The organism is Candidatus Lokiarchaeum ossiferum, assembly GCA_025839675.1.
In the GTDB taxonomy this organism is placed as follows: Archaea; Asgardarchaeota; Lokiarchaeia; order Sigyniarchaeales; family Promethearchaeaceae; genus Lokiarchaeum; species Lokiarchaeum ossiferum.
The window spans coordinates 3,682,017-3,693,977 of record CP104013.1 but is presented as its reverse complement, the minus strand read 5'-3'; the positions used below and the strand labels follow the sequence as shown (position 1 = coordinate 3,693,977).

General features: G+C 33.6%; 9 protein-coding genes and 1 pseudogene. 8 read left to right on the top strand and 2 right to left on the bottom strand.

What is annotated here, in order from left to right:
• Positions 1 to 22: 22 nt before the first annotated feature.
• Positions 23 to 610 carry a DJ-1/PfpI family protein gene (locus tag NEF87_RS15565; protein ID WP_457916534.1) on the bottom strand — a complete coding sequence of 196 codons (588 nt, stop codon included), beginning with the start codon at positions 608 to 610 and terminating at the stop codon, positions 23 to 25.
• Positions 611 to 1,023: 413 nt separating this feature from the next.
• Between NEF87_RS15565 and NEF87_RS15560 the strand changes: the two genes are divergently transcribed.
• Positions 1,024 to 2,115, top strand: a complete 1,092-nt coding sequence (locus NEF87_RS15560; RefSeq protein ID WP_457916533.1) for a cobalamin B12-binding domain-containing protein — start codon at positions 1,024 to 1,026, stop codon at positions 2,113 to 2,115.
• 62 nt (positions 2,116 to 2,177) lie between these two features.
• The gene (locus NEF87_RS15555) at positions 2,178 to 2,534 is read left to right on the top strand and encodes a hypothetical protein (protein WP_457916532.1); all 357 of its coding nucleotides are present in this window, start codon (positions 2,178 to 2,180) and stop codon (positions 2,532 to 2,534) included.
• 36 nt (positions 2,535 to 2,570) lie between these two features.
• On the opposite strand, the gene NEF87_RS15550 is transcribed toward NEF87_RS15555, so the two are convergent.
• A complete protein-coding gene (locus NEF87_RS15550) occupies positions 2,571 to 2,996 on the bottom strand; it encodes a hypothetical protein (RefSeq protein WP_457916531.1) in 426 nt (141 codons plus the stop codon).
• A 161-nt stretch (positions 2,997 to 3,157) separates the two neighbouring features.
• On the opposite strand from NEF87_RS15550, the gene nadE reads away from it, so the two are divergent.
• The 6 genes and pseudogenes from nadE (at position 3,158) to NEF87_RS15520 (ending at position 11,942) form a co-directional block, all read left to right on the top strand.
• The gene (gene nadE, locus NEF87_RS15545; protein ID WP_457916530.1) at positions 3,158 to 5,128 is read left to right on the top strand and encodes an NAD(+) synthase; all 1,971 of its coding nucleotides are present in this window, start codon (positions 3,158 to 3,160) and stop codon (positions 5,126 to 5,128) included.
• A 404-nt stretch (positions 5,129 to 5,532) separates the two neighbouring features.
• Complete coding sequence (locus NEF87_RS15540) at positions 5,533 to 6,132, top strand: class I SAM-dependent methyltransferase (RefSeq protein WP_457916529.1); 600 nt, start codon at positions 5,533 to 5,535, stop codon at positions 6,130 to 6,132.
• 35 nt (positions 6,133 to 6,167) lie between these two features.
• Entirely contained in the window at positions 6,168 to 6,647 is a 480-nt protein-coding gene (locus NEF87_RS15535; protein ID WP_457916528.1) for a winged helix-turn-helix transcriptional regulator, read from the top strand.
• A gap of 170 nt (positions 6,648 to 6,817) precedes the next feature.
• The gene (locus NEF87_RS15530; protein WP_457916527.1) at positions 6,818 to 8,749 is read left to right on the top strand and encodes a tetratricopeptide repeat protein; all 1,932 of its coding nucleotides are present in this window, start codon (positions 6,818 to 6,820) and stop codon (positions 8,747 to 8,749) included.
• A gap of 366 nt (positions 8,750 to 9,115) precedes the next feature.
• Entirely contained in the window at positions 9,116 to 10,030 is a 915-nt protein-coding gene (locus tag NEF87_RS15525) for a 4Fe-4S double cluster binding domain-containing protein (protein WP_457916526.1), read from the top strand.
• Between the two features lie 1,255 nt (positions 10,031 to 11,285).
• Positions 11,286 to 11,942: pseudogene (locus NEF87_RS15520) on the top strand (peroxiredoxin).
• Positions 11,943 to 11,961: the final 19 nt, after the last annotated feature.

The window sequence follows — 11,961 nt, the reverse complement described above, 5'->3', positions numbered from 1 at the left end:
ACGAGATCTTCCTCACTTGAGTCTAAATTTTTTTAAATCCCATAATTTCTCGAATATACGCTGCGTTTTGTAATGACGTGAGAAATTCTAATAAAGTGAGTGCAACATCCATAGCTGTGGAGGGATTCCACGAAGTGATAATTTTTCCATCAACTACAATAGGTTCTTGAACAACATTTACATCAAATTTGGACAGCATTGCTTGTCTTTCAGGGTTCATATTATAGGTCGTAGCCTTTTTCCCCTTCAAGATTCCGCTTCTTCCTAAAACAATAGCTGCAACACAAACGGATGCAATCCATTTATCTTTCGAATGAAATTCCCGAATTAAGTTCAGTATCGGTTCTTTGAAAGAGTCAATATAATATCCGCATTGCTCAAATCCCCCAGGAATTGCGAGTGCATCAAAATCATCCATATTTATTTCTTCAATCAAGTAATCGACAATTAATTTTTGATCAAAAGCACTAGTAACCTCTTTGGTCATTCCACAAGTAAATAGTTTGGTTGTTCCATCTCCATCCACGAGATTCCAACCAAAGACATCAATAAACACACTGGCTTCAAGAAATTCAAACCCTTCTGGCAAGAGAAGTAAGATTCTTTTCATAATATTTCAAATTGAATTTTGAAAGTTTTTAAAATTTAGTACTAAATTGATTTCATTTCAGGAGGGAATTCATTAAAAATAAGGTTCTCTATTGATATTCATTGAGGCAATGGGTATTTCTTATTAAAAAGTATTTGAACGACATAGGTTTAACCTATATACTTTGAGTAAACATGAGAAGTAAACAAAAGGATCTACCAAATACCCCTTTTTTTGGTTATCGAATAGTAGATTGTTGGAAACATTCAACATTTTTCATTTTTTTTTAGCAGATGACAATTCTTTAAGGTTCAATTGAACTTTCTTACTATTGTATTTTGTTTCGGATTGGATATAGCGAGTATATTCCATATATACCGAATTAAATTTGACCAAATAGATATTGATAATAAAAATCAAAAAAAATGAGTGAAATGGAATCAACTGTCATCGAAAGTAAATTAGAAGGATCTATCGCACAATATTTAGAAGGGCATTTACAAAATTTAAATCAAATTTCGCAAGAAATATTGGAGTTGCAATACAAAGATTATCCTCAATTATTGCAGTCCTTTTCAAAACTGGACCGTGATCTCGCTTTTCGCGATGTAAAACGTACTCTTATTTATCTAATTGAATCATTGGAATTTAATGTACCCAATTCTTTCTCGCACTATATTGGATGGTTACAATCGCTTCTTGTTTATCGAGGAGTTCCAAAAGACACCCTTCTCCAAAGCCTTGAATATCTAGAAGAAGTACTAAAAAGAATTCTTCCCGTCTCTTATCATAAGAAATTGGAAAATTATATACGTTTAGGAAAGGAAAAAACGAAGGAACCTTATGATGGAGAAGAAACAGTACTTAAAGAAGGGACAAAGTATTATGACTTGGCGAGACATTATCTCGATTTAGTCTTAAAAAATCAAAAAAATGAATTGATAGAATTAGTTATGACGAAACTTGAAGAAGGAGTTCCTGCTGAAGATATATTTCTTCAAGTAATTACGCCAGTACAATATGAAATTGGGAGATTATGGCAGATCAATAAAATTTCAGTAGCTCAAGAGCACTATGCATCATCCTTATCTCAATTGGTGATTTCAAAGATATACTTCCATATTTTTACACCCCAGAAGAAAGAAAAATCGCTGATCGCAACATGCATCTCTGGAGAATTACATGAAATGGGATTGCGATTGATGACAGATATTTTTGAACTACATGGATGGGATGCGTATTATTTAGGAGCCAACACTCCAACCCCGGATTTAATTCAGATTATAGAATTACAGCATCATGACTTATTATGTATTTCTGCAACTATGTTCCAAAATATCCCCTTAGTGGTTAGCTTGATTAATAATGTTCGTAAATCGAAGAACCCAAACATCAAAATAATGGTTGGTGGATTTCCATTCATGGTAAATAAAAATTTATGGAAAGAAGTGGGAGCTGATGGAATGGGCAAAGACATTGAATCTGCATTGCAGATTGCTGATGAACTGATAAAAAAGGGGTCATAATCGTTACTTTTTTTTCCAATATTTTAAAGATCATCTAATGATGATTTAGGAATGACTGCTTGATGCCAAAAAAAACTGAAGAAGAATATCTTACCGAGCTTATGAAGCTTAATAACGAGCTGGTGAATGTCCAACGAGATTTACATAAAAAAAACCAACATCTTCAATTGCTAAATGATGAATTGGAGAAAAAAAATTCAGAAATCAAGATTCTAAAATCCTTCTTAGTGATATGCTCGAATTGTAAAAGTGTTTTCACCGAAGAAGGCGCGTGGATGCAAATTGATCAATACATTACTGAGAAAACGGATACTGGGTTCAGTCATGGCTATTGTGATTCATGTTTAAGGAAACTATTTCCAGATATGGCAGAAGACATCATTGCAGAAAGGGAGAATGAGGAAAGAAAAAAGAAGTAAAAATCTCCAGTGGGGAAAAAAAAAAAAAAACCATTCTTAGAAAACGAAATGCCCAACCAAGGCAATAATCATTATAAATGTTAAAATCCATTTAATTATTCGACTATATTTATATTTTTGATCTTCTTCTTCCGAAAATGGGTGCCATCTATTTTGAAATCCAAGAAAGATGCCTTGACTTGTCATCACTATCATGGAAAAACCCAAAATCCATCCGGTGATAACATAGGTTTGATTAATTGTCTCAACGGTAAACCCATGGACAAATCCCAAGATCGTGGCGAGAGCGGTAGTAGACATGTGAAGATTATAAAGAATTTTTTTTGATTTAATTGCAGATAGTTCAGAATTTGATTTCTGAGTTTTCCTAGTAATTATTTTCCGAATCACAAATATCATCCCAATTATTAACAAAATTGTAGAAAGGGTTGCTGTAATGGTGCTAACTGTTGCATTTGACATAAATATTTATTCCTCAAGTGATATTTACTACTTCTGTAATAAATATGATTATCAGTCTCCGTACCTAATCTCCCCTCAATTTCCAATTTTCCTATCCGATCCCAAATTTTTTTAACCAGATGGGGCGTTTATATCTATCAATCTTTGGAAAATAGGGATGTATGAATAAAAAAATGAAAATCGGGTTATGTCAATTAAATGTTAAAGCGGGTCGTCCCGAAAAAAATCTCCAAAAAATGCTGGAATTGATTGAACAAGCGAAAAGTACTCAAATAGATATGATAATTTTTCCCGAAATGGCTGTGGGAGGGTATCTGGTCGGAGATGTCTGGTTAGAAGAATCATGGTGTGACTATTTGATGGAATGCAATTCTATCTTACAGGAGGCATCCGAGGGAATTATTCTTATATATGGAAATATCTTCATTGACAAATCGAAACGAAATACCGATGGGAGATTTCGAAAATATAATGCAGCATATATCTTTCAAAACAAACAACCGATAAATCATCCCGTAAACTCCACATTGGGAATTCCGAATGGAGTTTCCTTTAAGTCTCTTCTACCCAATTATCGATACTTCGATGATAAACGATATTTTTACCCCTTCATAGATTTAGTTCAGGAAATGGGCGTATCTATCGAAAAAGCTTATCAACCATTCAAGTTGTCTGTGGATGGTAAATACTACAATATTGGTTTAAGTATTTGTGAGGATATGTGGTATGAAGATTATTCCAGAATTTATAATAAGAACCGGCAAATTCCTTATAACCCGCTGGGAACCTTGGTTCGGAATGGAGCCGATTTCATAGTTAATATCTCTTCTTCCCCTTGGACCTTTGGAAAAGAACAAGCGCGTGATAATCGAATTCAATCACTTCAAAAAGATTTAAACTCGCAATTTGTTCCAGTCTATTATGTTAATGCTTGTGGAGTGCAAAATAATGGAAAAAACATTATAACTTTTGATGGAGGATCAACGATTTATAATCAATTTGGTAGCCAGATATTCGAATATCGGGCGGAGGACTTTCAAGAACAATTAATCACCGTGGATCATTCCATAACTCTTAAAGATAGAGGTATCCATTACCACAGGAGAAAACCAAAACTCACCCAAAAATATGAAGCAATAATACAGGGCATTCGATCCTTTGATGAGATGATGGATTGGAAACCAAATTATATTATTGGTCTCTCCGGAGGTGTCGATAGCAGTCTTGTTGCTACATTAGTCGCCCATGCAGTGGGATCGGATCGAATTATTGCATCAAATCTCCCTACGGAATACAATAGTGCCAAAACTCGCAGTTCGGCGGCCAAGTTGGTTGAAAATCTAAAGATTAATCGATACTATGAATTACCAATATCCGAGTTGGTTCAGGAAAATACAAAATTGTTAGAAAAAACCGGGGCCATCCCTTCCCTGGCGGCAGAAAATATACAAGCGAAAATCCGTGGAACATCCATACTATCCAATTTAGCTGGGATGCATAATGGCGTAATGACAAATAATGGAAATAAATTGGAAATAGCCTTAGGATATGCAACATTGTATGGAGATGTAAACGGAGCGATTGCACCCATAGGTGATCTAACTAAAACTGAAGTATTTCAAATGGCTCGAGATATTAATCAGCAATTTGGAGAATTAATCCCTCCAGAAGTCATTCCCGATGAAAATTTCACATTTACCAAAGATGGAATACCCCCCACGGCAGAACTGAAGCATAATCAACTCGATCCCATGAAGTTCGGATATCATGATGCCTTATTAGTAGCATTCACCGATTATCAGAAAAAGACACCAGAAGATATTCTACGATGGTATCAAAAGGGAGAGCCATTTTTCTGCGAAAAACTTGGAATTACCCCTACTTTATTTGAAAAATATCAGTTGGGAGATGTCAAGGCATTCATTGCCGATTTGGAATGGTTCACAAAAACGATTCGAAAAAATATTTTCAAAAGAATTCAATCACCTCCTATCGTACTTGTGAGTAAAAGTGCATACGGATTTGATATTAGGGAGAGCCAATTTGTTTGGACGCCATCATTTGCGTTCCAACGTTTAAAAAAACAAATATTAGATAATTTTGGAATCAATGGCAATATTACACATGTTTAAAGAGGAAATTGAGATATGGCTAGCTCAGAATTAATAGAGCAAATCACTAACGATTTTAAATTCGTGTTAAGCAACCCTAATATCAAGGGAGTTATATTATTTGGGCCCTGATCTTGGAGATCTTTCCGAATATTTTTATTCTTATCGAAAACAATGGGTTCATGAAAAATGGCGATTTGAAAATCTTAACTAGCCTATACCTAGTAATATGCCTTCTATTCGAAAAAATATTGCATTCCAACGTTTAAAAAAACAAGTCCTCGGAAACTGATTTATCAAAAGTAAGTTTACTTTTTTTCACTTAGTGGATTTCAAAACACTTTTTGGTTTTTATAGGAAAGTCATCATAATGAAAGTAGGTTTAAAATATACACCTAACATAAAAAATATACTAAGGGAAAAACATGTCAAACCACGAAGAGGAAGAAAAGGAAATGGAAAAGGTTTATTTCATTGAAAAGCAGGAAATAACAGTTAAGGACTTTGAATGTGAAGATGGATGGATTTTGGATATTGGAGGAGGAGGAGAAGGAATAATTGGACAGATTAAAGGAGATCAAGTTATCGCAATTGATTTTCGTAAGGAGGAATTAGAAGAAACAGATAATAAAGCTTTAAAAATTACTATGGATGCCCGAAATATGCAATTTTTAGACAATTCATTTGAAACAGTTACAGCATTTTTCACATTAATGTATATTGCCCATACTAAGGAGGATATCAATAAAACAATGGATGAAATCGCCCGTGTTACAAAACCAGGAGGAAAATTCTTTTTATGGGATATTGTTTTCGATTATCCTGAGGGGATTGAAAAACAAGTGATTGCTTCATATCTCAAAGTCAACTTACCAAATGGTAACAGTATCAGTACAGGCTATGGAGCAAAAATCCACCGTCAAAAGATGAGTTGGTTTATTTCACTTGCAGAAGAACGTGGTTTTACCGTTAAACAGAAAGAAATCCACGATCTTGTCTATTTCATAGAATTTATCAAGAATTAGTTTTTTTTACCTCATTTAGCAGGATAAGAACCAATATGGAAAAAAATTCGGAAGAAATTTGGAAAGAAGTATGGGATACTATCCCCGTTATGCGAAAAGCGGTGGCGAAAGGACTCAAAAGAGATTTAACAGCTTTCGTTCATGATGATAAACGAATTCGCGAAGAAAGAGATTCTCTTGGTAATGCCCTCAAATTTCTTCAAAAGAAGTGGACTCTCGATCTAATTTACATAATCCGCATTAAAGGAAAATCTTTTTTTAATGATATTCGGCGTGCACTACCAGAGATTAATTCTCGTACCTTAACTACACGTCTGAAAGAATTTGCACATCTTGGAATCGTTAATCGAAAAATTGAAAACACTCAACCTATTCGAGTGAGCTACGAATTAACGGATATAGGGACTGGAGTGTATGAACTTGTTCTTCCCTTACTGTTTTTCTTTTCCCAGGAACAATGGAATATGAAAAATAAAATAAATAAAATAACAGACGAGTCTTTTTCCCCAACATGACGACAGTCACACTCAATTAATTTCAATATAGTTCCAAAAAAGTAAATCCCAAGGGTGAAAGTCGAATTCCTATTTATGTTAGTTTTCCGCTGAATCTGTCGAGAGAACTTAAATAGCCTAAATACCTTAAATGAGTTGAGTAGTTTTACTAAAAACGATGAGGGATGGTAATGGAAAATTTCGAAGGGGAATTCCAGAAGATAGAGAAATTGTATGAAGACGGGGATTTCAAAGGCATAATTTCTCATATTAACAGCATTGAAACCATCTATCAAAATGAAGATCTCCCGAAGTACTTAAAATTAATTGTGATGAAAGGATCGGCTTATAATAAACTAGGGTTCTTTATCCCATCGCAAGATGTGTTAGAAAAGGCTGCAGATTTGACTTATGTTCTTAAAGACTTATTAACTTTGATGGAAATAAAAACAATTCAAGTGGATAATTTGTTTCGTCAAGGATTACTTGAAGCAGCTTTAACCGAAATTGAAAAGAGTTTCACTGTTCTCCATTCATTGCCACACATTGATTCCAAAGAATATGCGTTAAAAAAATCCAAATTGTTCAATACCAAAGCAGGAATTTTCTGGCAACAAGGAAAAATCGATGAAGCGATTGAACTGGTCAAGGAATGCATGAGAATCCTTCAAAAATATGGGTTTCTATCAGATTTAGCAAAAAATCAGGCAAATCTTGGAATTTTATACACTTGTCAAGGAAATATGCAGGACGCATTGAATAATTTTAATAAAGCATTAAAAATAGCCGAAGAATTAAAAAATCCACCTCAAATTTCGCGCATCCATAATAATATTGGATGGCTTTATCGCCAAATCGGAGAATTAGAATATGCTCTTGTTGAATTTCAAAACGCTATCGAAATTGCACATAAAATAGGAAATAAATACCGAATTGCATCGCTTCTAAACAATATTGGAGCAGTATACTGGCAAAAAGGTGATCCGGAGATGGCTTTGGAATATTTGGAAGAAAGCTTCGAGTTGAATATCATCCATGGTAATGATTTTGATATCTCAACGGTTCTCCTCAATTTAATTGAGGTATTGGTTGAAATAAAAAGGAATGAAGAAGCGAATACATATTTTGAAAAATTTGAAAAAATTTGTGAATCTACGGAAAATCCGCGGGTGAAACAGAGATTTCTTCTGAGTAAAGGACTTATATTAAAAGGAAGTAATCGTCCGCGGGATAGATTCAAGGCTCAAGAGATTTTTGATCAATTAATTCAAGATAATGTTCTCGAACATGAAAAAATACTGTCGGTTATGCTTAATTTATGTGACTTATACATTGAAGAACTGAAGATTGAAGAGAATCTTGAAATTATCGATGATATTCAAAAAATAATTGATAAATTGCTTAATAAGACGAATCAGCAGCATTCCCACTATATTGAGGCAGAAACACGTTTTTTGCAGGCCAAAGTAGAACTAATTCAATTAAATCCTGACAATTCTCGAAGATTTTTAGCCATAGCCCAAAAGATCGCCCAATCCCATGGATTAACCCGGTTGGCTCTAAATATATCTAATTATCATGATTCTTTATTAGAAGAAGAATTATTTTGGCGAAATTTGAAAGCAGAAAAAGCGCCCCTAAGTAAACGCCTCCAAAAAGTAAATTTAGGAGAGCATGTTGATCGAATTCTACGGAAAAATTTTGCAGAAAATGAACAATATCCAAGTGAAACCCCAGTCTTATTGTCTATCATCAATGAATCAGGTCCAACGATATATTCGCACCAATTTTTAAAAGATTGGAATTATGACGATCAATTATTTGGAGGATTAATGAGTGCATTTCATTCATTTTGCAATGATCTATTTAAAGAATCCTTTGATCGAGCACGTTTTGGGAAGTACAATGTAATTGTTTCCTTCAATTCTCCAATAATCATAATATATCTGTATATGGGTCCAACATTTGCCGCCCAACAACACCTAGAGCAATTTATTAATGATGTATTCGCTTCTCGCGAAACTTGGCAGCAATTAATTTTTGCGACAGAATCTAACAATCTTCTTCAGCCAGATCAAGTTCCTCAACTGGAAAAAATACTTGAACGAGTATTTAGTCGTTAGAAAAACGTCAAGCTAGCACTTATAGTTTTGCTAAATTAACCACGATGCTCTTCAATTTACACAGGTCATCTTTGAATTTTTAATATTCTGGTTAACTAATAGGTTGATTTGTTTAAAGAATAATTTCTGTTTTCTAAGTAATTACTCGCACCAATTCTAATATTAAGTAATTCTTGAGAAAATTAGCAGCAGGACTACAATAATACCTCGAATGATGAAAAAGGATCTAGAAAAGATAAATTGAAGGGCTAATCTGGCTGAACTTGTGATATTTCATAAGAGTTTTTCTTAAATTGGACAATCATTTTATTTTATTGACACTTTTAACATATTGAATGGTCTATCTCATATTTAGGTGACAATAGCATGCCAACAATCGAAAAAATTCCCATGAAATACAAATATACTACAGTCTCTGTGAAACATTTAAAAGATTTACGAGATGATATTGACAAATTAAAGCAAGACGATAAGCTCAGCCATAATGAGACATTTTTATCTTATATTGAAAACAAAACCTTTGAATTACCTGATGAAATGCCAAACGCAAAATTTCTGATAATCGTAGCATCTTATACGAAGCTCGCACGAATCACGGTTAATTATAATGAAAGCAAGCAGCCAATGTTCATACCTCCCCAATATTATTATGATGGAGTGACAGCTGAAATGATCGAAGATTCTTTGAGGCAAGATGTGTTGAAAGATTCAACTCAACCGTTGATACGCGCTAATGGCGTTTTAATGAAAAATGCAGCAGTTCGAAGTGGGCTCGGAAAATATGGCCGTAATAATATCTGTTATGTTGACGAAATGGGAAGTTTTATAACCCTTTTAGGTTTTTTCACCGAGCATGAATTTTTGGATGATTATTGGGGTGAACGACAGCTGATGGAATATTGTAGAACGTGCAATTTCTGTCTTGATAATTGTCCCACAAATGCAATTCGTAAAGAAAATTTTGTAATTGATGTGGCAAAATGTGTAACATTGTATAATGAAGTAGAAGGAGAGTTTCCAAAATGGATTGAACCTTCAGTACACAATGCTATGATGGGATGCTTACGATGTCAGTATAAATGTCCAGGTAATAGAATAGCTGCAAAGGATTTAATAAATTTAGGAGAATTATCGGCCGAAGAAACCCGGATGATTTTAAATCAATCAATACCAGAAGATAAACTGCAGAATATCTGTAATAAATTGAAGATGTTTAAACCTGAACATTCCAAGACCATGCTTCCAATAATTAGTCGAAATCTTAAAGTACTCTTAAAGTAAGTTTTTGTTCGTAGCATATATTTTTCTCGCTTTTTTTTAGTACATTTATTGAATCATAGAATACACACTAACATTGAATGTTAACTTATTCACCATAGTTCCTTATTCATCAATTTCATAAGTTAAATGGAATTGAACTATTAATAAATTTGTTCATTTGTTCAGAAAAAATTATTTTACAACAATTGGATGATTTTAGGGATATTAGAGAATTAACCAAGAAAATTTAGAAAAATGATACACACTAAAAATACATATCTTTATATATTAGATACACCTTAATATAATTAGAAACACATCTCTTATACATAAAAAATACGGTGCAAAAAAAAATGAAATCTCACACTCAAAAAACGGAAAATGTCTGGAGCTTAGTCTCAACCCGAACCCAATACTACTAAACTTTTTTCACACACAAACCCCTGGAGAACCTAAAAAATGAAAACTCATACTCAAAAAACAGAAAATGTCTGGAGCTTAGTCTCAACCCGAACCCAATACTACTAAACTTTTTTCACACACTAACCCCCTGGAGAACCTAAAAAATGAAAACTCACACTCAAAAAACGGAAAATATCTGGAGCTTAGTCTCAACCCAAACCCAATACTACTAAAATTTATTAAAACCAACAAGAAAATTATCAGGAGATGACAGAGTATAATGAAAAAAACAACCCAATCAATCTGGAATCAAATTCACAACCAACTATACTTCTGATTTTTCAAACCTACCTTTTACTTCTCATAAAATGATTTAACCCGAATTTAATATATAAATCAACAACAAGCCCACAGAATAGAGATTTCTTCATATCTATTGACAATTCTTTATTATGTAGTGAGATCTCTACTGAGTGAAAAAAGTTCGTCTCAATCGATGTTTATATGTTAGATCACTTTTGCCCATTGTTTGCGAAACCTAGGAGTCAACCGAAAGTAAAAACCCAAGCCTTTCAAAAAACAAGGATTGAAGTATTATATTTAATCTACTACCTAGAAAACTAAATTGCGTAATAAAGAACCTAAATTCCATGATTAAATCTCCAAATAGAGGAATTCTCACCGGGAACTTCATGTAAAACTTTGATTTAGGATGCAAACGAAAGTGTGATAATAAAATTAAAGAATTTTTTAAAATCTAATTTTAAGTCTTAAGGATTGAATTAACATTCATTGTGAATAGATATTTGAATACTCAATGGTAGTTTTGAAATTATCATTGAAAATTAAATTGAAAAACTAAAAAGTGAAAAAAATGTCTGAAAATCAAAGTTTTCCATTAATTGGGGACAAATTCCCCGATATGAAAGTACAAACCACGCACGGGATGAAAAATCTTCCGGGAGATTATAAAGGAAAATATTTTGTGTTATTTTCTCATCCTGCCGATTTTACACCTGTGTGCACCACCGAATTTTATAGTTTCGCAAAGCATTACGAAGAATTTAAAAGTTACAACTGTGAACTCTTGGGACTTTCGATTGATCAAGTTTTTAGTCATATCAAATGGACCGAGTGAATTGAAGAAAATCTACATCAGGAAATCCAATTTCCGATTATCGCGGACCATGGATTGATTGGTAAAACCTTAGGAATGATCCATCCTGGCAAAGGATCCAATACAGTCAGAGCAGTATTTGTTGTCGATACTGAAGGATTTATACGATTAATCCTCTATTATACTCAAGAGATTGGAAGAAATATGGATGAGATTGTTCGAATTGTTAAAATTCTTCAAATAGCAGACAAAAATAAAGTAGCTATCCCCGCCAATTGGCCAAATAGTGAGTTGGTTGGAGATCATGTAATCGTACCTCCTGCAAAGGATGTTAAAACGGCAAAAGAGCGCCTGAAATCAAAAGATCATGAATGCTATGATTGGTGGTTGTGCCATAAGAAACTAGAAGAATAGATTTGCAAATATAGTAATA

Bases quoted from the DNA above. Each gene is read 5' to 3' on its own strand.
- NEF87_RS15565 (WP_457916534.1), bottom strand. From the start codon at position 610: ATGAAAAGAATCTTACTTCTCTTGCCAGAAGGGTTTGAATTTCTTGAA.
- NEF87_RS15560 (WP_457916533.1), top strand. From the start codon at position 1,024: ATGGAATCAACTGTCATCGAAAGTAAATTAGAAGGATCTATCGCACAA.
- NEF87_RS15555 (WP_457916532.1), top strand. From the start codon at position 2,178: ATGCCAAAAAAAACTGAAGAAGAATATCTTACCGAGCTTATGAAGCTT.
- NEF87_RS15550 (WP_457916531.1), bottom strand. From the start codon at position 2,996: ATGTCAAATGCAACAGTTAGCACCATTACAGCAACCCTTTCTACAATT.
- nadE (WP_457916530.1), top strand. From the start codon at position 3,158: ATGAATAAAAAAATGAAAATCGGGTTATGTCAATTAAATGTTAAAGCG.
- NEF87_RS15540 (WP_457916529.1), top strand. From the start codon at position 5,533: ATGTCAAACCACGAAGAGGAAGAAAAGGAAATGGAAAAGGTTTATTTC.
- NEF87_RS15535 (WP_457916528.1), top strand. From the start codon at position 6,168: ATGGAAAAAAATTCGGAAGAAATTTGGAAAGAAGTATGGGATACTATC.
- NEF87_RS15530 (WP_457916527.1), top strand. From the start codon at position 6,818: ATGGAAAATTTCGAAGGGGAATTCCAGAAGATAGAGAAATTGTATGAA.
- NEF87_RS15525 (WP_457916526.1), top strand. From the start codon at position 9,116: ATGCCAACAATCGAAAAAATTCCCATGAAATACAAATATACTACAGTC.